Source organism: Streptomyces sp. NPDC058195, assembly GCF_042883525.1.
Classification (GTDB): domain Bacteria; phylum Actinomycetota; class Actinomycetes; order Streptomycetales; family Streptomycetaceae; genus Streptomyces.
This window is the reverse complement of record NZ_JBHVVM010000003.1, coordinates 249,463-275,421: the sequence shown is the minus strand read 5'-3', so window position 1 is coordinate 275,421 and position 25,959 is coordinate 249,463. Positions and strand designations below refer to the sequence as shown.

Sequence of the window (25,959 nt, the reverse complement as noted above, 5' to 3'; positions counted from 1 at the left end):
TCACGGCGTACCGCTCCGCAGCCGGGATCACTCCTCCACGAGCATCCCGCTGCGGAGCTTGTGCAGGATCCTGCTGATCAGCCGGGAGACGTGCATCTGCGAGATGCCGAGCTCCGCGCCGATCCGGGACTGCGTCATCTCATGGCCGAAACGCATGTCGATGATGCGGCGCTCGCGTGCGTCCAGGCAGTCCAGCAGCGGTGCGAGCGTGTGCAGGTTCTCGACCGTCTCCAGGGCGGGATCGGGGGCGCCCAGCACTTCGGCGAAGGTGCGCGTCGGCGCGTGGAGCCGCCCCGCGTCCGACGGGTCGGCCGGTACGTCCAGCGAGCCCGCCGCGTATCCGTTGGCCGCGACGAGGCCCTCGGTGATCTCGTCCTCGGTCAGCCCCATCCGCTCGGCCAGTTCCTGGACCGTGGGCTCCCGGTCCAGCTCGGTCAGGAGCGACTCCTTGGCCCGCGCGAGGTCGACCCGCAGCTCCTGGAGGCGGCGCGGGACGTGCACGGCCCAGGTCGTGTCGCGGAAGAACCGTTTGATCTCCCCGGTGATGTAAGGGACCGCGAAGGAGGTGAACTCGACCTCGCGGGACAGCTCGAACCGGTCGATGGCCTTGATCAGTCCGATGGTGCCGACCTGGATGACGTCCTCCATGTCGCCGCCGCCCCGGTTGCGGTACCGCCCCGCGGCGAACCGTACGAGCGAGAGGTTCATCTCGATCAGGGTGTTGCGCGCGTACTGATGGGCGAAGGTGCCCTCCTCCAGGGTGTGGAGGCGGCCGAAGAACAGCCTGGACAGGGCGCGGGCGTCGGCGGGGGCGACCCGCCCCGCGTTCTCGATCCACGGCAGTCCGCCGATGTCCTCGGCCGGTGTGGCAGCCGGTCCCGGGCGGGCACGCTCCGCTCGCTCCGCACCGGCGGTCCGCGCAGTGTGCGCCCTCATCCCGTCACGCTCCCCTGGTCGTAGCCCGTGAGGTGTATGCACCTGCCCCCGGACGCGGAACCCATGCGGACGGATCGGGGACGAGCCGTGCCACGTGCCGCCGGATGGCCGGGAATCGCCGTGAGAGCCCGTCATCTCTCCGGACGGGCCCCGCAGACAGCGCAACCGCCCCACCGGTACGGGGGAGCCCGGTGGGGCGGTCGTCTCCCAGACTGCCACAGCCGAGGGGCCGTGGGGGCCGACCGGCGGATATGCGGCGGTAGTTGAGTCGAAATCGACGGTACCGGCCGACGGGGGAGCCGGTACCGAAGGGGCGGGCCGGGCTCCGCCCCGGGGAATACCCGGACGGCCGGGAGACTTGCCGCTTTCTGTGGTGATCGGCACGGCCGGGCGACCGGCGCCGTGCGGGAAGAGAGAGGAAGCCCATGCCCAAGGCGTATGTGTTCACCCGCTACGGCGGTCCCGAGGCGGAGGCCCTCGTCGAGCAGGACGTGCCGGTGCCGGGTCCGGGCCAACTGCTCGTCGCGGTCCGGGCGGCCGGAGTCAACCCGGTCGACTGGAAACTGCGTGCGGGTTACGTCAGGCCCGGCAGCGAGCCGCAGTCCCTCCCCGCGGTGCTCGGCAGCGAGGCCGCCGGAGTGGTCGAGGCGACAGGCCCGGACGTGTCGGGCTTCGCGATCGGCGACGAGGTCTTCGGCAATCCGGTGACCGGCGGCTACGCCGAGTACACCCTGATGCCCGTCGGCGTGGCCGCGCACAAGCCGGCCGGCCTGTCGTTCACCGACGCGGCGGCGCTGCCGGTCGCGGCCGCCACCGCGTACGACGGCATCCGCCAGCTCGGCCTCGCACCCGGCACGACCCTGGTGATCACCGGCGCCGGTGGTGGGGTGGGCACCGCGGCGGCCCAGCTCGCACGGCACGGCGGTGTGCGGGTCATCGGCGTCGCGAGCCCGGCCAAGAAGGACTTCGTCGAGTCTCTCGGCGCGGTGCACGTCGTGTCCGGCCCCGGATTCGCCGGGCGGGTGCGGGCGGCGGCCCCCGACGGGGTGGACGCGGTCTTCGACCTGGTCGGCGGCGACACCCTGCGCACGGCGGCCACCGTGCTCGACGACCCGGCCACGCTGATCAGCGTCGGGGACAAGGAGCTCGTGGTGGAGCTCGGCGGCGCGGCCGTCCGGCGGGCCCGCAACGCGGAGGTCCTCCAAGCGCTGGCACGGCTCACCGAGGAGGGAGTGCTGCGGACCCGTGTCGACCGGATCTACCCGCTCGCCGCGGCGGGCGACGCGCTGCGCGCCGTGGAGCAGGGGCACGCACGCGGCAAGACCGTGATCGACGTGGTGGCATGAGCGCGCCGGAGGCCGTGACGGACGGCACACACCCGTTGGACACCATGGACGGCACCCATCCGCTGGACAATCCGGTCCGCGCCGCGCTGAGCGGACCGCACGCCCGGTTCGCCGAGCGCCGCGGCCGGATCCTGCGCTACCCGGTGGACGTGGCGCCGTGGGTCGCGCTGCCGGACGTGCCGGAGGCCGGGGACTGGGCGGACGCGGCGGCACTGGCCGGACCCGGTGGCGCCATCAGCATCACCGCCTTCCGCGAGCCGCCGCCGGACGACTGGGAGACCTTCTTCCATGTCGACGGCGTCCAGCTCGTCGACGCCGGGGTCGTGACGGAGCCCTTCCCCGGGGCCGTACGCCTCGGACCCGCCGATGTGCCCGAGATGCTCGCCCTGGTCGAGCGGACCCGGCCGGGCCCGTTCCTGCCCCGCACCGTGGAGCTCGGCACCTACCTCGGGATACGGCGCGAGGGTGTGCTGGTCGCCATGGCCGGTGAACGGATGCTCCTGCCGGGGTGGTCCGAGATCAGCGCGGTCTGCACCGACGTGTCCGTCCGCGGACAGGGGCTCGGCACCGGACTCGTGCGCGCCGTCGCCCACGAGATCAAGGAACGCGGCGACACGCCCTTCCTGCACGCGGCCGCCGAGAACACCGGCGCCGTCCGGCTCTACGAGTCGATGGGATTCACGCTCCGCCGCCGGACATCCTTCCTCGGGGCGCTGGTTCCGAAGCGGCGGCCCTCCGGCTCGTCGGGCTCCGGCGGCGATGGCCCCGCGACGGCCGCGCGCTGATCCCCGGCAGCGGTCTCCGGCCCGCGGGCTCTTGGCCCGGGGTGTCCGCCCGGTCAGGGCCGGACACCCCCTCAAGCCCCGCCGGACCGCGGATCGGGACCTTCGGCGCGGCCTGAGAGGCCCTAGGACTCGTGTGCGGACCCCCGCCCGCCGGGTGCACTGGTACGGAGTGCCGGCACCGGGTCGGCGGTTCCCGGGAGGAGTCGGCCGTGACGATCGGGCTTCAGCGCCTGCTTGCCGCACGTGGAGCGCTGCTCCCGGGGGCGGACGCGGGGGAGGAGACCGTACGAGCGCCACGGGTCCGTAGCTCCGTTCTGTTCGGCGGCCTGGCCCTGCTGACGGCCATGGTCGTGCTGCTGGACATCCAGACCGGTGAGGAACTCCGTCTGGTGCCGCTGCTGGTGGTGGTGCCCGCCCTCGTCTCCGTCTTCGGGACGATCCGGCAGACCGCGGGCGTATCCGTACTGATCATGCTCGTGGTCACCGGATCGCATCTGTCGACCGGCGGCACGCGCGGGGACGTCCTCACCGGCATCTCCTTCACCGTGCTGGCCTGCTGCCTGGGGATCGGGGCCTGCGTCCTGCGCATCCGGCACGCCACACAGATCGCCCGGCTGCGCTCCGCCGCCGTGGCGCTCCAGCGCCAGATCCTGCGCCCGCTGCCCATCCTGACCGACCAGGTTCTCGCCCACGGCATCTACATCCCGATCGAGGAGGACCGCCTGGTCGGCGGTGACATCTACGAGGTCGTCCAGTCGCCGTACGGCACCCGGGTGATCATCGGGGACGTCCAGGGCAAGGGCGTCGCCGCGATCGGGGCCGGTTTCGCCGTGCTCGGGGCCTTCCGCGAGGCGGCGATCCGCGAGCCCGTTCTGACCGGGGTGGTCGACGCCCTGGAGGACGCGGTCGCCCGGCACAACGTGTTCTCCGCCCAGACCGGGGAGGCCGAACGCTTCGTCACCGCCCTGGTGCTCGGCTTCGACGGGAGCGACCGGGTCGAGACCGTCAATTGCGGCCATCTGCTGCCCCGGCTGCTGCACGAGGGGGCGGCCGGGCCCGCACCACTGCGCCACACCTCCGTGCCGCTGGGCCTGGCGGAGCTCAGCCACGAGGGCAGGGTCGCCGAACGCCTGGACTTCCCGCCCGGTGCCACGCTGCTGCTGTTCACCGACGGGGTCACCGAGGCCCGCGATGCCTCCGGAGCCTTCTACCCGCTCGACGCCCGTCTGGGCCGCTGGGCGCACCGGGCGCCGTACGACGTGCTGACGGCGCTCGACGCCGACCTGGACGCCTTCTCCGACGGGGTACGGCGCGACGACATCGCCGCGCTCGCCCTGCGCAGGGCGGTGGCCGACGATCCGGGCTGGCCCGGCCCGACCGGACACGGCGCCCGCCGGGCCGCCGAGGTCTTCGGCGGCCGGTAGCGCGCCGGGAGAAACGCACAGCCGCCCACTTGAATGTCCCATCGAGACGTATGTCGCGATGGGACATTTTTTGGGTGTACGGTGCACGTATGGATCCGGAACGGAAGAGCCCGCAACGGCGGAGCCGCAAGGCCCGCAGAACCCGGGACGCGCTGGCGCAGGCCGCCTTCGAGCTGGTGCTCGACCGTGGCCTGAGGAACGTGACGGTCGAGGAGATCGCGGAACGCGCGGATGTCGACCGGCGCACCTTCAGCCGGTACTTCACGAGCAAGGAGGCCGCGGTCCTGGACTCGATCCGGGGCGACGGCGACCGGATCAACGACGCCCTGCGGGCCCGCCCGGCCGGCGAGCCCCCGCTCACCGCCTACCGCAAGGCTGTGGAGGACTGGCTGGAGGACCCCGCCGCACCGGCCTGGCACCGGCGCGAGCGGATCTTCGAGCTGGTCGTCCTCGCCGAGCGGGAGCCCACCCTCTACGCGGCGTTCCACCACATCCGGGTGGACGCGCAGGGGGAATCGGTCACCATCCTCGCGGACCGGCTCGGTGTCGATCCGTGCCACGACCTCCGCCCCGCCGTCGCGGTCGCCGCGGGTGCCGGGGCACTGCTCGCGGCCCAGGTGGCCTGGGCCCGCGCCGGCCGGCCGGACGACCTGCCCCGACTGATCGGGCAGGCCTTCGACGCCCTGGCCGGGGAGCTGCTCACGCGGTCTCCCGGCGGGCGGGCGCCACACAGCACCACGGAAGAAAGCAGAGACTCATGAGCACCACCCCCACCGAGCAGGAGTTCACCGGCCGGACCGCCCTCATCACCGGCGGCGCCTCCGGAATCGGCCTGGCCCTGGCCCGCCGACTGGCCTCGGGCGGCGCCGCTGTCGTCCTCGCCGACTACGACGAGGCGGGCGCCCGCGAGGCCGCCGCCGAACTGGAGAAGGCCGGGGCCAGGGCCGCCGCCGTCGCGCTGGACGTGACCGATCCCGTCTCCGTCGAGGCGGGTGTGCGCTTCGCCGTCGACTCCTTCGGCGCCCTGCACCTCGCCGTCAACAACGCGGGCATCGGCGGCCCCAGCAACCCCACCGGCGCGTACGCGGTCGAGGACTGGGACCGGGTCGTGGCCACCAACCTCAGCGGCGTCTTCTACTCGATGCGCTACGAGCTCCCCGCCATCGTCGCGGCGGGCGGCGGTGCGATCGTCAACATGTCGTCGATCCTCGGCACCAACGGCTTCGCCGGTTCGCCCGCGTACGTGGCCGCCAAGCACGGCGTGGTCGGCCTGACCAAGACGGCGGCCCTCGAATACGCGGCGCAGAACGTCCGGATCAACGCCGTGGGCCCCGGCTTCATCGACACCCCGCTGCTCCGCCACACCGACAGCGCGGCCCGCGAGCACCTGGTCTCGCTGCACCCGGCCGGACGGCTCGGCACGGCCGAGGAGGTCGCCGAGCTGGCCGCCTTCCTGCTCTCCGACCGCGCCTCCTTCGTCCACGGCAGCTACCACCTGGTGGACGGCGGCTACTCCGCCTCCTGACCGGCGCACAGGGCAACGGGGCAACGGGGGCGATCCATGGAAACCAGGAACGTGAGGAGAATCCCATGAAGGCCGTCCAGTACCGCACCGTGGGCGCGGCGCCCGAGGTCGTCACCGTGCCCGACCCGGAGCCCGGCCCCGGCCAGGTGCTGCTGAAGGTCACCGCCGCGGGCGTCTGCCACTCCGACATCGCCGTGATGAGCTGGCCCGCGGAGCAGATCCCGTTCCCGCTGCCGCTCACGCTCGGGCACGAGGGCGTGGGCACCGTCGCCGCCCTCGGTGACGGGGTGGGCGGGCTCGCGGTCGGCGACGCCGTCGCGGTGTACGGCCCCTGGGGCTGCGGCACCTGCGTCAAGTGCGCCGAGGGCAAGGAGAACTACTGCCTGCGTGCCGCGGAACTCGGCATCGCCCCGCCCGGACTGGGCGCGCCCGGCGCCATGGCGGAGTACATGATCGTCGACGACCCGCGCCATCTGGTGCCGCTCGACGGCCTCGACCCGGTGCAGGCCGTGCCGCTCACGGACGCGGGCCTGACCCCGTATCACGCGATCAAGCGCTCGCTGCCCAAGCTGGTTCCCGGCGCCACCGCCGTGGTCATCGGCACCGGCGGACTGGGGCATGTGGCGATCCAGCTGCTGCGCGCCATGACGGCCGTACGGGTCATCGCCCTCGACGTCTCCGAGGACAAGCTCGCCCTCGCCCGCGAGGTCGGCGCCCACGAGACCGTCCTGTCCGACCGGGACGCGGCGGCGAGGATCCGGGAACTCACCGGCGGGACGGGCGCCCAGGTCGTCCTTGACTTCGTCGGGGCGCCGCCCACCGTCGCCACCGCCGGGGCCGCGGCCGCGATCGACTCCGACGTCACGATCGTCGGCCTCGGCGGCGGCGCGCTGCCGGTCGGCTTCGGCACGCTGCCCTACAACACCACGGTGACCTCCCCGTACTGGGGATCGCGCGCCGAACTCGCCGAGGTGCTCGACCTCGCCCGCGCCGGATCGGTCCGGGTCCACGTGGAGACGTACACCCTGGACGAGGCACCGCTCGCGTACGAGCGACTGCACCACGGCAAGATCAACGGCCGCGCGGTCATCCTTCCCCACGGCTGACCCCGCTCACCGGGGGCCCGTCCGTGCGGGCCCCCGGCTCACCGTGTGGCGACCAGCGGCCGCAGCGCGGTGCCGCGCAGCCGGAGCACCGCCGGAGCGCAGCGCCGCGCCACGGCCGTCAGCGGCCAGGCCACGAGCACCCCGGTCACCAGCGCGGCCAGCACGTCGTGCGGGTAATGCACACCGATCCACACCCGGGACGCCGCCATCAGCGCGGTGGCGGTCACCGCCGCCGCGCCGAGCCGGCGGTCGGCCAGCCAGACCGCCGTCGCCGCGGCTGCCGCGATGGCCGTGTGATTGCTGGGGAAGGACCAGTCGTTCAGCGCCGGGCAGGCTTTCACCGTCACGACGTGGAGGGTCTGGCAGGGGCGCTGCTCGTGGAAAGCCGACTTCACCACTTCGTTGGCGAGGAAGGCGGCCACCACGATCACCGGGGCGCTCAGCGCCATGGCGGTGCGCGCCGGGTCGCCGGAGCGCGAGCGCCACCACGAGAGGAGCATCAGCAGGGCGAACAGGGCCAGCCCGTACTCCGACCAGAGGCGGACGGCGGTGTCCAGGGCCGCGGGGGAGTGCCGCGCCAGCTCCGTGACCCAGGTGTAGAGGCCGCCGTCGACCGAGGCGGCGGTGGAGGCGAGCCGCATCAGCTGTGGTCCCCTTCTGCTCCCGCGGCGCGCCGGTTACGGGAACGGAGCAGTTCGGCGGCGAGCGGGATGAGGGAGACCACGACCACGAGCGCGACGATCGGCAGCAGATAGCGGTCGACGTCCGGCACCGAGGAACCCAGGGCGTAGCCCGCCAGGACCAGGCCGGCCGTCCAGAGCACCCCGCCCGCCACCTGCCAGAGCGTGAACACCCGGGCCGGCACGTTGAGCGCCCCGGCCAGGGGGTTGAGCACCGTGCGCACCACGGGGACGAAGCGGGCCAGCACGATCGCCCGCGCGTGCCCGTATCTGCCCAGCAGCTCCTCGGCGCGGGCGGCGCCCTCGTGCAGTCGCCTGGCGCGGCTGCGGGCGAGCAGGGCCCGCCCGCCCCGTCTGCCGATCCAGTACCCCGCCTGGGCGCCGAGCAGGGCACCGGCCACGGCGGCGATCAGGACCTGGGGCAGCGACAGATGCGCCGGGCCGTGGGTGCCGGAGACGCAGAGCAGGCCCGCGGTGAACAGCAGGGAGTCGCCGGGCAGGAAGAAGCCGACGAGCAGTCCCGTCTCGGCGAAGAGCACGACGGCGATGCCGAGCGCGCCGAACGCCCCGAGCAGCGACCCCGCGTCCAGCGGGTTCACCGCCAGCGGCACGGACGCCAGTGAGAATACGGACACGGTGGCGGGTCTCCCATAATGGTGAGCGGGCGGCCCGACGGAACGCCCGGACTGACTACAGTGACGTAGACGGTCTACATCACTGTAGACGCCCGATGGGGGAGGAGAGTTCCCATGTCCCAGGTGAAGGGGATATCGAGCGGAGAACCCGGCCCCCGCCCGCACGGCGAACGGTCCCTCCGACCGGCCCCGGACACCCCCCGGCAGGCCCCCGCGCCCGCCCCCGCGCCGGAACGCAGGCCCGCCGGAGAGCTGGAGTCCACGATCCTGGCGGCGCTGTGGGCCGCCGGAACCCCGCTCACCCCCGGCCAGGTCCAGAGCGCGATCGGCCCCTCCCTCGCCCGCACCACCGTGACCACGATCCTGTCGCGCCTGTACGAGAAGGGCACCGTCGCCCGCAGCCGTGCCGGCCGGGGCTTCGCCTACACGCCCACCGAGGACGAGCCCGGACTCACCGCCCGCCGCATGCACAGCGAGCTGCGCAAGCAGGAGGACCGCGGCACCGCCCTGGCCCGGTTCGTCTCGCAGCTCACCGACGAGGACGAACGGCTGCTCCGGGGGCTGCTCGACGGAGAGGCCCCATGATCTATGCCGTCTGGATTCCGCTGCTGATGCCGTTCCTGGCGGTGCCCGCGGCCCGTCGCCTGGCCGACGCGCTGACCCCCGTACGTGCCGTGCTGCTGCTCACCGTGACCGGCGTCGGCCTCGCGTTGTGCGGCCTGATCACCCTGGTCCTGCTCGTGGTGCCCGGCGCGACCCGGCTCTCCGTCGTCCATGCCCTCGCAGAGCTGGTCCGCCCGCTCGCCGGGGCCGCCCCGGCCGCCGCCGTACCCCTGTCAGCCGGGGCGCTGGCCCTGCTGCTCACCTGCGCCGTCGCCGTCACCCGCGCCGCCCGCCGCCACTGGAGGGAGCTGGGCGCGGCCCCGCCGTCTGACGGGCCGGTGGACGGTGAGCTGACCGTACTGCGCGACAGCCGCCCCGACGCGTACGCGCTCCCGGGCCGCCCCGGCACCCCCGGCCGGATCGTCGTCACCACCGGGATGCTGCGCGCCCTCGGCCCAGCCGAGCGCGAGGCGCTGCTGGCCCACGAACGCGCCCATCTCGTGGGCCGCCACCACCTCTTCGCCGCCGTCGCCGAGGCCGCCGCACTCTGCCACCCCGCGCTGCGCGCCCTGTGTGCCCCCATGCGGTACGCCCTGGAGCGCTGGGCCGACGAGGCGGCCGCCTCGGCCGTCGGCGACCGGCGGATCGCCGCCCGCGCCATCGGCCGGGCCGCGCTCGCCACCCGTGCCGCCGCAAGCGCCCCATCGCCCCGCCCGCCAGCCGCGCTCGCCGCCGTGGCCGGTCCCGTACCGCGCCGGGTCGCCGCGCTGCTCGGCCACGGCTCCGTACGTCCCCGCACGGGTCGTGCCGCGGCCGCCGTACTGCTGGTCTGCGTGGCCGTCTCCGGTGCCGCCGCGCTCGACGCGACGAGCGATCTGCACAGCGGCATCGAGGCGGCCCAGAGCGGCCACCGCTGACCTCGCGGGCCGGACGGTCCCGGTCAGCTCGCGGCCGGACCGTCCGCCAGCCGCTCCCGTAGCCGGTCGAGGAAGACCCGCTGCCCGGCCACCAGCCGCCGCGCCGCCTCCTCGGGCGTGCACCAGGCGAACCGGTCGATCTCCGGGAACTCCCGCAGCACCCCCGACCCCCGCGGCCACTCCATGGTGAACGTCCCCGGGACCGCCGATGCGGCGTCGGCCTCCGCCTCCAGCGCCCACACCGTCACGGTCTTGCCGCCGGACTGACGGCACTCGCCGAGCGCGATCCACGCCCCGTCCGGCGCCGGGTGCCCGAACTCCTCCCCGAACTCGCGGCGCGCGGCCGCCGCGGGCTCCTCGCCGGGGCCGTACTCCCCCTTGGGGACCGACCACGCCGCCTCGTCCCGGCGAGCCCAGAACGGGCCGCCCATGTGCCCGATGAGCACCTCGAAACCGGTCCCGCCCGTACGGCGGAACAGCAGCAGACCCGCACTGCGCCCGGTGCGCCCCGGTGATGGCATGCCGTCAAGTCTGCGCCCCGGCCACGGCGGACCGGCGCCGACGACACTCCCGGTCGTTGATCATTTCCGTCATCGGTCCGACGCCGCCTGTTCGCCGTGAGGTCCCCGATGCCCCCTGGTGCAGCGCCCCGGGCCCGGCCATGCTGTCCGCCGGACATGCCCGCCGCCCGCACCGGGCCGCGCAACCATCGGGATCCCAGGAGGACTTGTGGGCCTTGGCACAGTCGGCACACCGGCCGGACCGCGCGGGAGGGCGGTGAGACGGCCCCGGGCCGCCGCCCGTCCGCTGGTCCTCCTCGCTACGGCGTCCGCCCTGACGTTCGGCCTGATCTCGCCCGCACGCGCGGCCCCGGACGCTGATCCGCGTCCCGCCACCACCGCCGAGATCCTCCGGCCCGTCGCCCCGCCACCGGCGAGCAACGCGGCGGGCGCGGCGCCCCGGGCGGTCGCGGACGGCGACGGCATCGAGACCGCGCGTGCCTCGCGCCCCGTGGCCCCCGGGGTCCGGCTCGACTCCTACGACCGGCTCGAATCCGACAAGTGGCTGCGGATCGACCACCTCTCCGTCGACCTCGCGGGCAGTGGCGTACGCGCCGACTACCTCTCCTCCGGAAAGGTCTCCGAACGGCGCCCCGTCTCCGAACTCGCCGCCCGGCACGACGCCGGTCCCGGCCGCCGGACCATCGCCGCGATCAACGCCGACTTCTTCGACATCAACCAGACCGGCGCCCCGGAAGGGATCGGCATCAAGGACGGCGTTCCCGTCCAGTCGCCCGCACCCGGGGTGAAGCGGGCCGTCGGTATCGGCCCGGACAGCGCGGGCCGCATTCTCGACCTGTACTTCGAGGGAACACTCACTCTGCCCTCCGGGCAGCGGACGCTCGCCGCGTACAACGCCGCCAATGTGCCGTCCGGCGGCATCGGCGCGTACACCCCGGCCTGGGGCAGCGCCGACCGGGCCCTCACCGTGGACGGCGCGAAGCCGGTCGCCGAAGCGGTGGTACGGGAGGGCAGGATCGTCTCCGTGACGGACGCGCCCGGATCGGGGGCCGTCCCCGACGGCACCACCGTCCTGCTCGGCCGGGAGGCCGGGGCCGTCGCGCTCGGCGCCCTCGAACCGGGCGACCCGGTGTCCCTGGCCTACCGGGCCCGCACCGACTCCGGAGCCGTACCGCGTACCGCCGTCGGCGGCCGGGAACTCCTGGTCGTCGACGGCGCCGCACAGAACCACGACGGAGAGGGCAACAACACCGCCGCGCCCCGGACCGCCGTCGGCTTCTCCAAGGACGGCCGCACGATGCAGATCCTCACCGTCGACGGACGGCAGGCCGACAGCGGCGGCGTCACCCTCACCGAGCTCGGTCTGATGATGCGTGAGGCCGGTTCGTACAGCGCGCTCAACCTGGACGGCGGCGGCTCCTCCACCCTGGTCGCCCGCGTGCCCGGCAGCGACGCGCTCCAGGTGGAGAACAGCCCGTCCGACGGCAGCGAGCGCACCGTCCCCAACGGCCTCGCCCTCACCGCCCCCGACGGCAGCGGACGCCTCAAGGGCTACTGGGTCCAGCCCCGCACCCCCGCCGCCACCGCGCCGGGCACCGACCCCGTCAGGGGAGGTCACCCCGACCGGGTCTTCCCCGGCCTCACCCGGCGCCTCACCGCGACCGGCTACGACGAGACGTACGGCCCCGCCCAGGGCGCCCCGCGCTGGAACACCACGCGCGGCTCCGTCGGGACCGTCGACGGCGACGGGCTCTTCACCGCGCGCGACGCAGGCACCACCGAGGTGCGCGCCCAGCACGGACCGGCCCGCGGCGCCACCACTCTGACCGTTCTCGACAAGCTGGCCCGCCTCCAGCCCACCACCCGGCGCGTGGGCCTCGCCGACGCCGGGGCCACCGGCACCTTCGGCATCGTGGGGCTCGACGCCCACGGAACCAGCGCTCCCGTCGAGCCGCGCGACCTCGCGCTCGACTACGACCATGCGCTCTTCGACATCCGCGACGACGGACAGGGCGCGTTCACCGTCACCTCACGCACCGGCTCCGGCGCCGGACTGATCAGGGCGACCGCCGCCGGGACCACCACCACCCTCGCCGTCAGCGTCGGCCTCACCGAGCAGGCCGTCTCCTCCTTCGACGACGCCGCGTCCTGGAAGTTCAGCCAGGCACGGGCCGACGGATCGCTGACGGCCACCCCCGACGGCCGTACCGGCACGGGACTGGAGATCGACTACGACTTCACCCGCTCCACCGCCACCCGTGCCGCCTACGCGGCCCCGCCCCAGCCGGTCACCGTGCCCGGCCAGCCCCAGTCGTTCAAGCTGTGGATCAAGGGCGACGGCAACGGCGCCTGGCCGACCCTGCACCTCAAGGACGCGGCGGGCACCGACCAGTTGCTGCGCGGCCCGTACGTCACCTGGAGCGGCTGGCGCCAGGTCACCTTCGACGTGCCGCCGGGTGCCGCCATGCCCCTGTCCGTCTCCCGCTTCTACCTCGCGGAGACGGCCGCGGCCAAGCAGTACACGGGCGAGGTCGTGATCGACGAGCTCACCGCCCAGGTGCCACCCACCGTCGAGCTGCCCGAACAGGCGGCTCCCGCGGACCCGTTGATCGATCCGGCGGCCGTGACCGAGCGCCGGGACTGGCGGTTCGCGGTGATGTCCGACGCCCAGTTCGTCGCCCGCGACCCGGACAGCGCCATCGTCACCCAGGCACGGCGCACCCTGCGCGAGATCAAGGCGGCCGACCCGGACTTCCTGGTGATCGCCGGGGACCTCGTTGACGAGGGATCGCCCGCCGACCTGGCCTTCGCCCGCCGCGTCCTCACCGAGGAACTCGGCGACGCGCTGCCCTGGTACTACGTACCGGGGAACCACGAGGTGATGGGCGGCCGGATCGACAACTTCGTCGGGGAATTCGGGCCCGCCCAGCGCACCTTCGACCACAAGGGCACCCGCTTCGTCACGCTCGACACCTCCAGCCTCAGTCTGCGCGGCGGCGGCTTCGCCCAGATCCGGCAGCTCCGCGCCCAGCTGGACGCGGCGGCCAGGGACCGGAGTGTCGACTCGCTGATGCTGGTCGAGCACGTCCCCCCGCGCGATCCGACCGTGCAGAAGGGCAGCCAGCTCGGCGACCGCAAGGAGGCGGCCCTGGTCGAGCGCTGGCTCGCCGACTTCCGCCGTACGACGGGCAAGGGCGCGGCCTTCGTCGGCGGTCACGTGGGGGTCTTCCACGCCTCGCGCGTCGACGGAGTGCCCTATCTGATCAACGGGAACTCCGGCAAGGCCCCGGCAGGGCCCGCCGGTGACGGCGGCTTCACCGGCTGGTCACTGGTGGGCGTCGACCGCGTCGGACCGGGCGCGCAGGCAGCCGCGCGCCAGCGGCCGTGGCAGGGCGGGCCCGACTGGGTCTCCGTCCAGACCCGCGCGCACGTCGACGCGCTGCGTATCGACGCGCCGCCGGTGATCCGCGCCCACAGCCGGACGAAGGTCACCGCGACCCTCACCCAGGGCACCCGCGAAGTCCCGGTCGGCTTCCCGCTGGCCGCGGACTGGACCGGCTCCCCGAACGTCGTCATCGGCGACGCGAACGGGCCGGGACGCCACCGCACGGCGGTCCTCGACCCGGCCACCGGCATCCTCACCGCGCAGCGGCCGGGCACCATCACCCTCGCCGTGACGGTCAACGGCACGACCCGGCAGGTGCGGATCAGGATCGTCGCGGCCGAGGCCGCGAACGCCGCCTGACGGACCGCAGGGGCCCTACGGACGGGGCCGCCCACACCCTCACCCGGTGTGGGCGGCCTTTGGCCTACAGCTTGCGGTACGCGTACGCCTCCGACGCGGCGGCCGCCACCGCCTCGATGCCGCCGCCCGCCGACGCGGTGACCACGGCGGCCACGGCGCCCTCCACGAACGGCGCGTCCACCAGCCGGGAGCCGTCCGGCAACTCGTCTCCCTCGGCCAGCATCGACTTCACGGTGAGCACCGCACTGCCCAGATCGACCAGCAGCGCGACACCCGCGCCGGAGTCCACCGACCGGGCGGCCTCGGCGATCAGCTCCGCACTCGTCCCGAGCCCGCCCCCGGGAAGCCCGCCCGCGGCGGCCACCGGAGCCGTGGCACCGCCCGCCGCCAGCCCCCTGGCCAGCTCCGCCACGGACTCGGCCACCGGGCCGCTGTGCGAGACCAGCACGATCCCGACCTCACCACCGGCACTCATGCCGCACCCCCGGCCGTGTCGGCCAGCGCGGTGATCAGCAACGCCGCCGAGGTCGCCCCGGGGTCCTGGTGTCCGATGCTGCGCTCGCCCAGATAGCTCGCCCGGCCCTTGCGGGCCCGCATCGGCACCGTCGCCAGCGCCCCCGCGTCGGCCGCCTCCCGAGCAGCGCCGAACGAGGTGCCGAGCGCCTCGGCGGCGGGCAGCAGCGCGTCGAGCATCGTCTTGTCCCCGGCCTGCGCCCCACCGAGCTGTGCCACCGCCGCGACGCCCTCCCCCAGGGCCTGGGCCAGATCCTGTTCCGTCACGGCGGGGGCGTCGCCCAGGGCCTTGCCGGTACGCCGCAGCAGCGTTCCGTACAGCGGGCCGGAGGCGCCGCCGACGGTCGAGATCAGCTGGCGTCCGGCCCGCGTCAGTACCGCCCCGGGGGTCTTCGGCGGCTCCTCGGCCAGGGCGGTGGTCACCGCGGCGAATCCGCGCCGCATGTTGCTGCCGTGATCGGCGTCCCCGATCGCGGCGTCGAGGTCGGTGAGACGGTCCGCCTCACGGCTGACCAGGTCCGTGGCCCTGGTCATCCAACGGTGGAAGAAATCGGCGTCGAGCACATGATCTCCTTGTCGCTGCAGCAGAACGGCGCGGGGGCGGGACGGTCGGATCAGCGGCCCCAGCGCAGCGCGGGCGTCTCCACCGGCGCGTCCCAGAGCCGCAGCAGTTCCTCGTCCGCCTGGCAGAGCGTCACCGAACAGCCCGCCATGTCGAGCGAGGTCACATAGTTCCCCACGAGCGTACGAGCCACCGCCACGCCACGCTCGGACAGCACCCTGTGCACCTCCGCGCCGAACCCGTACAGCTCCAGCAGCGGTGTCGCGCCCATACCGTTGACCAGGACGAGCACCGGGCCGTCAGGCCGCAGATCGTCCAGCACCGCGCCCACCGCGACGTCCGCGATCTCCCGCGAGGTCATCATCGGCCGCCGCTCCCGCCCCGGCTCGCCGTGAATGCCGATGCCCAGCTCCAGCTCGTCCGGCGGCAGGTCGAAGGTGGGGGAGCCCTTGGCCGGGGTGGTGACCGCGGCCAGCGCCACCCCGAAGCTCCGTGACGATGCGTTGACCTGCCGGGCGACGGCCGCGACCCGGTCCAGCGGGGCGTCCTCCTCCGCCGCCGCTCCGGCGATCTTCTCGACGAACAGGGTGGCGCCGGTGCCCCGCCGCCCCGCGGTGAAGAGACTGTCCGTCACCGCTACGTCGTCATTGACCAGCACCTGCTCGACCCGTACGCCGTCCTCCTCGGCGAGCTCCGCGGCCATCTCGAAGTTCAGCACGTCGCCCGTGTAGTTCTTGACGACGAACAGCACCCCCGCGCCGCCGTCGACCGCTGCGGCGGCCCGCACCATCTGGTCCGGAACGGGCGACGTGAACACTTCCCCGGCGCAGGCGGCAGCGAGCATCCCGGGCCCGACGAATCCGGCGTGCAGGGGTTCGTGGCCGGAACCGCCGCCGGAGAGCAGCGCCACCTTCCCGGCCACGGGCGCGTCGCGCCGCACCACGAGCCGGTTCTCGACGTCCACGGCCAGCTCGGGGTGGGCGCCCGCCATACCGCGCAGCGCGTCCGCGACCACGGTCTCGGGGGTGTTGATCAGCATCCTCAACGCATTCTCCTGGGGTGTCGTGTCGATCGCGCCGACCTGGGCGGTTCGCGAACGGCGCGCCGGGTGCCGCTCAGACTCCGGCCGCGCGCGCCGCCCCGTACACCTCGGCGGCCACGTCGATCAGCTCCGTGGCGTCGCGCGCGGTGCCCTGGAGGTCCAGCAGGATCTCCGGGACGCCCGTGGCGGCATGGGCCACCAGATCCTCCACGATCTGCGCCGCATTGCCGTGGAAGGGCGCGCGGTCCGCCCCCGTAACCGCTTCGGTGCTGTAGCGGGCGTTGGCCCGCAGGCAGACGCCGAGCGGCCGTTCCCGGCCACGCTGGGCCGCCACCTCCTGGATCCTTTCCCACTGCTCGGCCAGCCGGGTGGCGCCCATGGACACCGGCAGCCACCCGTCCGCCCGGTCGACCAGGCGGCGGGTGGCCCGGGGGCTGTTCGCCGGAAGATAGACGGGGATGGGGCGCGCCGGCTTCGGGCCGACCACGGACGGGGCGATGGTGGTCAGCTCGCCGGTGTACGCGACCGGGTCGGGGCCCCAGACGGCCGCGCACACGTCGAGCAGTTCGTCCAGGACCGCGCCGCGCTTCTCGAAGGGGGCGACCGAGGCGGCCGCGTACTCGTCCAGGGACCAGCCGGTGCCGAGGCCCGCGACCACCCGGCCACCGCTCGCGGCATCGAGCGAGGCGAGCGCACGGGCCAGCTGGAAGGGGACGTGCAGCGGGGCGACCAGCACGCTGGTGCCGAGCCGCGCCCGGCTCGTCGCCCCGGCGGCCAGCGCCAGCGTGATCAGCGGGTCGGCGACACTGCGGTACTGGTCGGGCCAGGGCAGACCCGGAACGCCGTACAGCCCCTGCGTGGCAGGCTCGGGGAAGAGGATCCGCTCGAAGACCCAGAGGCTCTCGTAGCCGATGTCCTCCGAGGCACGGGCCACGGCGGCCACGTCGCGGCCGATGTCGTACTGCTTCATCTGCGGAAGACCGAGGCCCAGCGAGACCGGCATGTGCGCACTCCTTCTGAAGGCAGTCGGGCAACCACCGTATGCCACCTGCCTGTTGGCCGCCGTGCGGCCGGGGCGGAGCGTCCCGGGGCGGCCCCGTCCGCCCCGGCGGCGGCGCGCCGTGCGGCGGGGGCGGAGCGGTTCGCCGCGGGCGAAAGCAGGGCCCTGTCGAGTCCGGGGCGGTCACGAGATATCTTGATGTCAAGCAATGTTGCAGACGTGGAGCGGAGCACAGGGTGACTGACTCGACCATCATCTATACACACACCGACGAGGCCCCGGCCCTGGCGACGTATTCGTTCCTGCCGGTCATCCAGGCGTACGCCTCGACGGCGGGGGTCAACGTCGAGAGCCGCGACATCTCGCTGGCCGGGCGCATCATCGCGGGCTTCCCGGAGCGCCTGGAGGAGGGCCAGCGCATCGAGGACGCGCTGGCCGAGCTCGGTGAGCTGGCCAAGCGCCCCGAGGCCAACATCATCAAGCTGCCCAACATCTCGGCCTCGATCCCGCAGCTGAAGGCGGCCATCGCCGAGCTCCAGGCGCAGGGCTACGCGCTCCCGGACTACCCGGACGACCCGCGGACGGACGAGGACAAGGACGTCCGCGCGCGCTACGACAAGGTCAAGGGCAGCGCGGTCAACCCCGTCCTGCGCGAGGGCAACTCCGACCGCCGTGCCCCCGCCTCGGTCAAGAACTACGCCAAGGCGCACCCGCACCGCATGGGCAAGTGGTCGGCCGACTCGAAGACGAACGTCGCCACCATGGGCGTCGACGACTTCCGCTCCACCGAGAAGTCCGCGGTCATCGGCGAGGCCGGTTCGCTGCGCATCGAGCTCGCGGGCGACGACGGCAGCACCACCGTGCTGCGCGAGTCGGTCCCGGTGCTGGAGGGCGAGGTCGTCGACGCCGCGGTCATGCGCGTCGCCGCGCTGCGCGAGTTCCTCACCGCACAGGTCGCCCGTGCCAAGGCCGAGGGCGTGCTGTTCTCCGTGCACCTCAAGGCCACCATGATGAAGGTCTCCGACCCGATCATCTTCGGCCACGTGGTCCGCGCCTTCTTCCCGAACACTTTCGCGAAGTACGGTGATGTGCTCGTCGCGGCCGGTCTCTCCCCGAACGACGGCCTCGGCGCCATCCTCAAGGGCCTGGACGCGGTGCCGCACATCGGCGCCGAGATCAAGGCCGCCTTCGAGGCCGAGCTGGCCGAGGGCCCCGCGCTCGCCATGGTCGACTCGGACAAGGGCATCACCAACCTGCACGTGCCGAGCGACGTCATCGTCGACGCCTCCATGCCGGCCATGATCCGCACCTCCGGCCACATGTGGGGCCCGGACGGCCAGGAGGCCGACACCCTCGCGGTGCTGCCGGACAGCAGCTACGCGGGCGTCTACCAGGTCGTCCTCGACGACTGCCGCGCCCACGGCGCCTTCGACCCGTCGACCATGGGCTCGGTCCCCAACGTCGGCCTGATGGCGCAGAAGGCCGAGGAGTACGGCAGCCACGACAAGACCTTCGAGATCCCCGCCACCGGTACGGTGCGGGTCCTCGACGGCAACGGCGATGTCGTGCTGGAGCAGGTTGTGGGCGCCGGTGACATCTTCCGCATGTGCCAGGCCAAGGACCTGCCGATCCAGGACTGGGTGAAGCTCGCCGTCACCCGCGCCCGCGCCACCGGCGCCCCGGCCGTGTTCTGGCTCGACGAGGACCGCGCCCACGACGCGCAGCTGATCGCCAAGGTCAAGACGTACCTCGCCGACCACGACACCGACGGTCTGCAGATCGAGATCATGTCCCCGGAGAAGGCCACCGCCTTCTCGCTGGAGCGCATCCGCCGCGGCGCGGACACCATCTCCGTCACCGGCAACGTGCTCCGTGACTACCTGACCGACCTGTTCCCGATCCTTGAGCTGGGCACGAGCGCGAAGATGCTCTCGGTCGTCCCGCTCATGAACGGCGGCGGTCTGTTCGAGACGGGCGCGGGCGGCTCCGCGCCCAAGCACGTGCAGCAGCTGGTCAAGGAGAACTACCTGCGCTGGGACAGCCTGGGCGAGTTCTTCGCGCTCGCGGCCAGCTTCGAGCACCTCGCGACCACCACGGGCAACGCGCGCGCCAAGGTGCTCGCCGACACGCTCGACCGCGCGACCGGCACCTTCCTCAACGAGGACAAGTCGCCGAGCCGCAAGCTGGGCGGGATCGACAACCGCGGCAGCCACTTCTACCTGGCCCTGTACTGGGCCCAGGAGCTGGCGCGGCAGACCGAGGACCCGCAGCTCGCGCAGTCGTTCGCCGATCTCGCCAAGACGCTGGGCGAGCAGGAGCAGACCATCATCGACGAGCTGATCGCGGTGCAGGGCTCGCCCGCCGACATCGGTGGCTACTACCAGCCCGACCCGGAGAAGGCCGCCGCGGTCATGCGCCCGTCGGAGACCTTCGTCCGGGCCATCGCCTCCATCGGCTGACCGAACGCCTGACGAAGCACCCCCGGAGAGGGGGCACCTCCAGGTGCCCCCATCCCTACCGCCCCGGCCGGCATCACGCCCGGCCGGGGCGGCTGCGTGTGCGCGGGAGGCCGGGCCCGCGCGACACCCGTTCACGGTCCCGCACCGCCCCCTGTCGGGTGAATGTCGCGCGGCGGCGGGCGGGCGGGGCCCGCTCGGCGGGCCCACGGCTGATTTGCTGCACCTGTAATCCGGCGTGACGCGCGCGGGGGGAGCCCGTCGGCCGTCGCGGCGGCGGAAGCGCCCCACGGGTCACCCGCGAGCGACGACCGAAGGAGCGTCCCGGTGACGACGACGGGCACAGCAGGTGCGGCCGAGGAAGAAGCGGAGCACGCCGACGAGCCGCCGGTCCGCGTCAGGGAACCCGGCAACGCCGTCGTCACCTGGCTGACCACCACCGACCACAAGACCATCGGCAGCCTCTACCTCATCACCTCCTTCGTCTTCTTCCTCGTCGGCGGCGTGCTGGCCCTGGTCATGCGGGCCGAGCTGGCGCGCCCCGGACTGCAGTTCCTCTCCAGCGAACAGTTCAACCAGGCGTTCACCATCCACGGCACGATCATGCTGCTGATGTTCGCGACGCCGCTGTTCGCCGGATTCACCAACTGGATCATGCCGCTCCAGATCGGTGCGCCCGATGTGGCGTTCCCGCGGCTGAACGCGTTCGCGTACTGGCTCTACCTCTTCGGCTCGCTCATCGTCGTCGCGGGCTTCCTCACCCCGCAGGGCGCGGCGGACTTCGGCTGGTTCGCCTACTCCCCGCTGACCGACTCGGTCCGCTCGCCCGGCATCGGCAGCGACATGTGGATCATGGGGCTGGCCTTCTCCGGGTTCGGCACGATCCTCGGTTCGGTCAACTTCATCACCACGATCATCTGCCTGCGCGCCCCGGGCATGACGATGTTCCGGATGCCGATCTTCGTCTGGAACGTCCTGCTGACCGCGGTGCTGGTCCTGCTGGCCTTCCCGGTTCTCGCGGCGGCCCTGCTGGTGCTGGAGGCGGACCGCAAGTTCGGCGCGCACGTCTTCGACCCCGCCAACGGCGGCGCACTGCTGTGGCAGCACCTCTTCTGGTTCTTCGGCCATCCGGAGGTGTACATCATCGCCCTGCCGTTCTTCGGCATCGTCAGCGAGGTCATCCCGGTCTTCAGCCGGAAACCGGTCTTCGGCTACATCGGCCTGGTCAGCGCGACGATTGCCATCGCCGGTCTCTCCGCGACCGTCTGGGCGCACCACATGTTCGTCACCGGCGCGGTGCTCCTGCCGTTCTTCTCGTTCATGACCTTCCTCATCGCGGTGCCGACCGGAGTGAAGTTCTTCAACTGGATCGGCACGATGTGGGGCGGCTCGCTCTCCTTCGAGACCCCGATGCTCTGGTCGATCGGCTTTCTGGTCACCTTCCTCTTCGGCGGCCTGACCGGCGTGATCCTGGCCTCGCCGCCGATGGACTTCCACGTCTCGGACTCGTACTTCGTCGTCGCCCACTTCCACTACGTCGTCTTCGGCACCGTGGTGTTCGCGATGTTCGCCGGATTCCACTTCTGGTGGCCGAAGTTCACCGGCAAGATGCTCGACGAGCGGCTCGGCAAGATCACGTTCTGGACGCTGTTCACGGGCTTCCACGGCACGTTCCTGGTGCAGCACTGGCTGGGTGCCGAGGGCATGCCGCGCCGCTACGCCGACTACCTCGCCGCCGACGGCTTCACCGCGCTGAACACGGTCTCCACGATCTCCTCGTTCCTGCTCGGCCTGTCGGTCCTGCCGTTCCTCTACAACGTGTGGAAGACCGCCGCATACGGCGAGAAGGTCGAGACCGACGACCCGTGGGGCTACGGCCGCTCGCTGGAGTGGGCGACCTCCTGCCCGCCGCCCCGCCACAACTTCACCACCCTGCCACGCATCCGCTCCGAATCCCCGGCCTTCGACCTGCACCACCCCGCGGTCCGCGCGCTCGACGAATCCCGCAACCGCCCGCACCCCGAGATCCCCGGCCTCCCGGGGGACGGACCGGCCTGAACGCCCGGACGGCCCCGGCCGCCGTCGTCCGTCCGCCGTCCCCAGCAGGCGAACTCCTGGCCGACTCGTCAGGATGAGTGACGACGGGCGCGTGCGAGGGGAGGGGCAGGCGAACGGACGACCGTACAGGCCCGAGAAGGGACGAACACCGTGGCACGACCCAGGATCCTCGTTGTCGGCGCCGGATTCGCCGGAGTGGAGTGCGTGCGCCGCCTGGAACGCGGGCTCGCCCCGGGCGAGGCGGACATCGCGCTCGTCGCCCCGTTCTCGTACCAGCTCTACCTCCCGCTGCTGCCGCAGGTGGCGGCGGGCGTGCTCACCCCGCAGTCGGTCGCCATCTCACTGCGCCGCAGCCGCAAGCACCGCACCCGGATCATTCCCGGCGGGGCCATCGGAGTGGACCCCCAGGCGAAGGTCTGCGTCATCCGCAAGATCACTGACGAGATCGTCTACGAGCGCTACGACTCCATCGTGCTCAGCGCCGGAAGCGTCACCCGCACCTTCGACATCCCCGGCCTGCTGGACCACGCGCGGGGCATGAAGACCCTGGCCGAGGCCGCCTACGTACGCGACCACGTGATCGCCCAGCTCGACCTCGCCGACGCCAGCAACGACGAGGCGGAACGGGCCTCCCGGCTGCAGTTCGTGGTGGTCGGCGGCGGCTACGCGGGCACCGAGACCGCCGCCTGCCTGCAACGCCTCACCACCAACGCGCTCCAGCAGTACCCCCGGCTCGACCCGAAGCTCATCAAATGGCACCTCATCGACATCGCCCCGAAGCTGATGCCCGAGCTCGGCGACAAACTGGGGCAGAGCGCCATGGAGATGCTGCGCGCCCGGGGCATCGAGATCTCGCTCGGCGTCTCGATCGCCGAGGCGGGCCCGGAACAGGTGACCTTCACCGACGGACGCGTGCTGCCCTGCCGCACCCTGATCTGGACGGCGGGCGTCGCCGCGAGCCCACTGGTCACCACGTTCGACGCGGAGACCGTACGCGGGCGGCTGGCCGTCACCTCCGAGATGAGCCTGCCCGGCTTCGACGGCGTCTTCGCCCTCGGCGACTGCGCGGCCGTCCCGGATCTGAGCAAGGGCGACGGAGCGGTCTGCCCGCCCACCGCGCAGCACGCCATGCGCCAGGGCCGCAGGCTCGCCGACAACCTCATCGCCACCCTGCGCCACCAGCCGATGAAGCCGTACATCCACAAGGACCTCGGGCTCGTCGTCGACCTCGGAGGCAAGGACGCGGTCTCCAAGCCGCTCGGCGTCGAGATGCACGGCGTCCTCGCCCAGGCCGTCGCCCGCGGCTACCACTGGTCCGCGCTGCGCACCAACGTCGCCAAGGCGAGGGTCATGACCAACTGGGTGCTCAACGCCGTCGCGGGCGACGACTTCGTCCGCACCGGCTTCCAGTCCCGCAAACCGGCCACGCTGCGCGACTTCGAGTACACCGGCTCCTACCTCACCCCCGCGCAGGTCCGCGAGCACGTCGCCACGCTGCACACCCGCGCCTGACCTCGTGCCGCTCCGTCCCGCGCACCACGGCGCGCGGGACGGAGCACGGCAGGATCAGCCCTTGGCCGTCTGCGCGGGATCCCGCTCGACCACCGGGTCCAGGACGGCGTCGATCTCCTTCAGCAGCTCCGCGTCGAGCGTCACTCCGGCCGCACCGACGTTCTCATCGACCTGCTCGGGCCGGGAAGCGCCGATGATCGCGGCCGATACGTTCGGATTCTGCAGCACCCAGGCGACCGCGAGCTGCGCCATGCTGAGCCCGGCGGCGTCGGCGAGCGGCCGCAGCCGCTGCACCCGCTCCAGCACCTCGGTGCGGAGCCAGTCGGCCACCATGCCCGCGCCGCCCTTGTCGTCCGTGGCCCGCGTGCCGGCCGGAAGCGGCGCACCGGGCCGGTACTTGCCCGTCAGCACGCCCTGGGCGATCGGCGACCAGACGATCTGACCGATGCCCAGCTCCTCGGAGGCGGGCACCACCTCGCTCTCGATCACCCGCCACAGCGCCGAGTACTGCGGCTGGTTGGAGATCAGCGGCACCCGCAGCTCACGGGCCAGGGCGTGCCCGGCGCGGAGCTGGTCGGCGTTCCACTCCGACACCCCGATGTACAGCGCCTTGCCGGACCGGACGACATCGGCGAACGCCTCCATCGTCTCCTCCAGCGGAGTCGACTGGTCGTAGCGGTGCGCCTGGTACAGGTCCACGTAGTCGGTCTGCAGGCGGCGCAGCGAGTTGTCGATGGACTCCATGATGTGCTTGCGGCCGAGCCCCCGGTCGTTGTGCCCGGTACCGGTCGGGAAGTAGACCTTGGTGAACACCTCAAGCCCCTCGCGGCGCTCACCCTTCAGCGCCCGCCCCAGTACGGCCTCGGCGCGGGTCTCGGCGTACACGTCCGCGGTGTCGAAGGTGGTGATCCCGGCGTCCAGCGCGGCCCGGATGCAGGCGACGGCCGCCTCCTCCTCGACCTGGGAACCGTGCGTGAGCCAGTTCCCGTAGGCGATCTCACTGATGGTCAGGCCGCTGCGGCCGAGTCGGCGGAACTCCATGTGGCTGCTCTCCCTGTACGCGTGAGGTGCGGATCATGTGGTGGCCCGGCCATGCTAGTGCGCCGGGCCGGTTCCCGCCCCGGGGACGGTGCGCCGGACGGCGCGGAGGAAGGCCGCGTTGCCGGGGGTGCGGCGGAGCCGGTCGAGGAGTGTCTCCAGCGCGTGGTGCGGATCCCTGCCGTGCAGGGCCCGGCGCAGTCCCCGCACTGCGCTCAACTCGCCTTCCGGGATGAGGAGTTCCTCGCGCCGGGTGCCGGACGCCGGGATGTCGACGGCCGGGTGGACACGCCGGGCCGCGAGATGACGGTCGAGCCGCAGCTCCATGTTGCCGGTGCCCTTCAGCTCCTCGAAGAAGTAGTCGTCGGCGCGGGATCCGGTCTCCACCAGAGCGGTGGCCAGGATGGTCAGGGAGCCGCCCTCCTCGGCCTGCCGCGCGGCACCGAAGAGCCGCTTGGGACCGGACAGGGCCAGCGCGTCGACGCCGCCGCTGAGGGTACGGCCGCCCGCCGCGCAGGCGGTGTTGTGGGCGCGGCACAGCCGGGTGAGGGAGTCGAGCAGGACGACGACGTCCCGGCCCTGCTCGACCAGCCGCTCGGCACGGGCCACCGCGAGTTCGGCGAGCGCGACGTGCTCCTTCGCGGGCCGGTCGAACGTCGAGGCGAACACCTCGCCCCGCACCGAACGGCGCATGTCGGTGACCTCCTCGGGGCGTTCGTCGACCAGCACCACCATCAGATGGCACTCGGGGTGGTTGGCGGCGACGGCGGCCGCGATCTGCTGGAGCAGCACCGTCTTGCCGGTCCTGGGCGGTGCGACGACGAGCCCGCGCTGCCCCTTGCCGATCGGCGCGACCAGATCGACCAGACGCATCGCGACGCCGCCGGACGGGGACTCCAGCCGCAGCCGCCGGTTCGGATGCAGCGGGGTGAGGTCGCGGAAGCGGGGACGGTCACCAAGGGCCTGCGGCGGAAGGCCGTTGACCCGCTCCACGGCGGACAGGGCGCGCGGCTGCTCGCAGCGCCCTGTGACGGCGTCGCCCCGGCGCAGTCCATGGCGGCGGATCAGGGCAGCGGGGACCGCCACGTCGCCGGAGGAGGGGAGGCCGCCCCGGACGCGCAGCGCGCCGTCCCCCCGAGGGGTGAGGTCGAGCAGGCCCGTGATCTCCTCGGTCGCCGACTCGGCGGTCAGGAGAGGGAGTTCGATCGTGCTGGTCATGGTGGGTGGTCCTTTCGCGGACAGGGCGAAGCGGAGGGCCGGACGGCATGGGCGGAAGAGAGCACGCCCCGCGCGACGGGCGGGAGAAGCCCGGACGGAAAACCGGTCCGAACTGGGGGAGGTGGTACGCGGAGCCGGATCGTCGGCCGGAAAAGGACGGCGCGGCGGCTTCGACAAGAGATGAATCAGCACCGGCGCCTCCGAAAGAGGCGGACACAGGTGCTGCTCGCACCGTACCACAGCCTTCAGGCGGTGGGTACGGGACCGGGGCCCCCGATATCCGGTTGCCGTGGTGTGCGCCGGGTGATGTGGTTCTCCGGGCCACCGGCCCGCTGGC

The 25,959-nt window shown here is 73.0% G+C and carries 22 protein-coding genes; 12 read left to right on the top strand and 10 right to left on the bottom strand.

The features are described from left to right. Positions 1-27: 27 nt before the first annotated feature. Positions 28-936, bottom strand: coding sequence for a SigB/SigF/SigG family RNA polymerase sigma factor (locus ACFVWY_RS05345; protein WP_389867517.1), 909 nt, complete (start codon positions 934-936; stop codon positions 28-30). Positions 937-1,361: 425 nt separating this feature from the next. Between ACFVWY_RS05345 and ACFVWY_RS05340 the strand changes: the two genes are divergently transcribed. From ACFVWY_RS05340 to ACFVWY_RS05315, 6 genes are all read left to right on the top strand, one after another. Next, positions 1,362-2,282, top strand: coding sequence for an NADP-dependent oxidoreductase (locus ACFVWY_RS05340; protein ID WP_389867515.1), 921 nt, complete (start codon positions 1,362-1,364; stop codon positions 2,280-2,282). Beyond that, positions 2,279-3,067, top strand: a complete 789-nt coding sequence (locus ACFVWY_RS05335; protein ID WP_389867513.1) for a GNAT family N-acetyltransferase — start codon at positions 2,279-2,281, stop codon at positions 3,065-3,067. The genes ACFVWY_RS05340 and ACFVWY_RS05335 overlap by 4 nt, the downstream gene beginning before the upstream one ends. A 209-nt stretch (positions 3,068-3,276) precedes the next feature. Beyond that, on the top strand, positions 3,277-4,491 hold the full coding sequence (locus ACFVWY_RS05330) for a PP2C family protein-serine/threonine phosphatase (RefSeq protein WP_389867511.1): 1,215 nt from the start codon (positions 3,277-3,279) through the stop codon (positions 4,489-4,491). Between the two features lie 89 nt (positions 4,492-4,580). Next, positions 4,581-5,252: a TetR family transcriptional regulator gene (locus ACFVWY_RS05325; RefSeq protein ID WP_389867510.1), complete on the top strand. Its 672-nt coding sequence runs from the start codon at positions 4,581-4,583 to the stop codon at positions 5,250-5,252. After that, entirely contained in the window at positions 5,249-6,016 is a 768-nt protein-coding gene (locus ACFVWY_RS05320) for an SDR family NAD(P)-dependent oxidoreductase (protein WP_389867508.1), read from the top strand. The genes ACFVWY_RS05325 and ACFVWY_RS05320 overlap by 4 nt, the downstream gene beginning before the upstream one ends. A 65-nt stretch (positions 6,017-6,081) precedes the next feature. Beyond that, positions 6,082-7,122: an NAD(P)-dependent alcohol dehydrogenase gene (locus ACFVWY_RS05315; protein ID WP_389867506.1), complete on the top strand. Its 1,041-nt coding sequence runs from the start codon at positions 6,082-6,084 to the stop codon at positions 7,120-7,122. A 38-nt stretch (positions 7,123-7,160) separates the two neighbouring features. Here the strand turns inward: ACFVWY_RS05315 and ACFVWY_RS05310 are convergent, their stop codons facing one another. After that, positions 7,161-7,763 carry a phosphatase PAP2 family protein gene (locus tag ACFVWY_RS05310; protein ID WP_389867504.1) on the bottom strand — a complete coding sequence of 201 codons (603 nt, stop codon included), beginning with the start codon at positions 7,761-7,763 and terminating at the stop codon, positions 7,161-7,163. Next, positions 7,763-8,437 (bottom strand): DedA family protein, encoded by a 675-nt coding sequence (locus ACFVWY_RS05305; RefSeq protein WP_389867503.1) that lies wholly within the window; start codon positions 8,435-8,437, stop codon positions 7,763-7,765. The genes ACFVWY_RS05310 and ACFVWY_RS05305 overlap by 1 nt, the downstream gene beginning before the upstream one ends. A 252-nt stretch (positions 8,438-8,689) precedes the next feature. Here ACFVWY_RS05305 and ACFVWY_RS05300 point away from each other — a divergent pair, with 252 nt between their 5' ends. Continuing rightward, positions 8,690-9,022, top strand: a complete 333-nt coding sequence (locus ACFVWY_RS05300) for a BlaI/MecI/CopY family transcriptional regulator (RefSeq protein WP_389867742.1) — start codon at positions 8,690-8,692, stop codon at positions 9,020-9,022. Then, a complete protein-coding gene (locus tag ACFVWY_RS05295; protein WP_389867501.1) occupies positions 9,019-9,957 on the top strand; it encodes a M48 family metalloprotease in 939 nt (312 codons plus the stop codon). Before ACFVWY_RS05300 ends, ACFVWY_RS05295 begins: the two co-directional genes overlap by 4 nt. A gap of 23 nt (positions 9,958-9,980) precedes the next feature. Here ACFVWY_RS05295 and ACFVWY_RS05290 read toward each other — a convergent pair whose 3' ends face one another. Further along, on the bottom strand, positions 9,981-10,478 hold the full coding sequence (locus ACFVWY_RS05290; RefSeq protein ID WP_389867499.1) for an NUDIX domain-containing protein: 498 nt from the start codon (positions 10,476-10,478) through the stop codon (positions 9,981-9,983). A 256-nt stretch (positions 10,479-10,734) separates the two neighbouring features. Here ACFVWY_RS05290 and ACFVWY_RS05285 point away from each other — a divergent pair, with 256 nt between their 5' ends. Continuing rightward, a complete protein-coding gene (locus ACFVWY_RS05285) occupies positions 10,735-14,223 on the top strand; it encodes a phosphodiester glycosidase family protein (protein WP_389867497.1) in 3,489 nt (1,162 codons plus the stop codon). A gap of 64 nt (positions 14,224-14,287) precedes the next feature. Here the strand turns inward: ACFVWY_RS05285 and ACFVWY_RS05280 are convergent, their stop codons facing one another. The 4 genes from ACFVWY_RS05280 to ACFVWY_RS05265 all read right to left on the bottom strand — a co-directional run bounded on the left by ACFVWY_RS05280 (position 14,288) and on the right by ACFVWY_RS05265 (position 17,343). After that, positions 14,288-14,698, bottom strand: coding sequence for a PTS-dependent dihydroxyacetone kinase phosphotransferase subunit DhaM (locus tag ACFVWY_RS05280; protein WP_389867495.1), 411 nt, complete (start codon positions 14,696-14,698; stop codon positions 14,288-14,290). After that, positions 14,695-15,300, bottom strand: a complete 606-nt coding sequence (gene dhaL, locus ACFVWY_RS05275) for a dihydroxyacetone kinase subunit DhaL (protein WP_389867494.1) — start codon at positions 15,298-15,300, stop codon at positions 14,695-14,697. Before dhaL ends, ACFVWY_RS05280 begins: the two co-directional genes overlap by 4 nt. Positions 15,301-15,350: 50 nt before the next feature. Next, on the bottom strand, positions 15,351-16,337 hold the full coding sequence (gene dhaK, locus ACFVWY_RS05270) for a dihydroxyacetone kinase subunit DhaK (RefSeq protein WP_389867740.1): 987 nt from the start codon (positions 16,335-16,337) through the stop codon (positions 15,351-15,353). A 76-nt stretch (positions 16,338-16,413) separates the two neighbouring features. Continuing rightward, on the bottom strand, positions 16,414-17,343 hold the full coding sequence (locus ACFVWY_RS05265; protein ID WP_389867492.1) for an LLM class F420-dependent oxidoreductase: 930 nt from the start codon (positions 17,341-17,343) through the stop codon (positions 16,414-16,416). Positions 17,344-17,576: 233 nt separating this feature from the next. Between ACFVWY_RS05265 and ACFVWY_RS05260 the strand changes: the two genes are divergently transcribed. From ACFVWY_RS05260 to ACFVWY_RS05250, 3 genes are all read left to right on the top strand, one after another. Further along, entirely contained in the window at positions 17,577-19,799 is a 2,223-nt protein-coding gene (locus ACFVWY_RS05260; RefSeq protein ID WP_389867490.1) for an NADP-dependent isocitrate dehydrogenase, read from the top strand. A 324-nt stretch (positions 19,800-20,123) separates the two neighbouring features. After that, positions 20,124-21,854, top strand: a complete 1,731-nt coding sequence (gene ctaD / locus ACFVWY_RS05255; protein WP_389867488.1) for a cytochrome c oxidase subunit I — start codon at positions 20,124-20,126, stop codon at positions 21,852-21,854. A gap of 150 nt (positions 21,855-22,004) precedes the next feature. Beyond that, a complete protein-coding gene (locus ACFVWY_RS05250) occupies positions 22,005-23,366 on the top strand; it encodes an NAD(P)/FAD-dependent oxidoreductase (protein WP_389867487.1) in 1,362 nt (453 codons plus the stop codon). A 54-nt stretch (positions 23,367-23,420) separates the two neighbouring features. Here the strand turns inward: ACFVWY_RS05250 and ACFVWY_RS05245 are convergent, their stop codons facing one another. Further along, the gene (locus ACFVWY_RS05245) at positions 23,421-24,407 is read right to left on the bottom strand and encodes an aldo/keto reductase family protein (RefSeq protein WP_389867485.1); all 987 of its coding nucleotides are present in this window, start codon (positions 24,405-24,407) and stop codon (positions 23,421-23,423) included. 54 nt (positions 24,408-24,461) lie between these two features. Continuing rightward, on the bottom strand, positions 24,462-25,622 hold the full coding sequence (gene rho, locus ACFVWY_RS05240) for a transcription termination factor Rho (protein WP_389867483.1): 1,161 nt from the start codon (positions 25,620-25,622) through the stop codon (positions 24,462-24,464). Positions 25,623-25,959 lie beyond the last annotated feature (337 nt).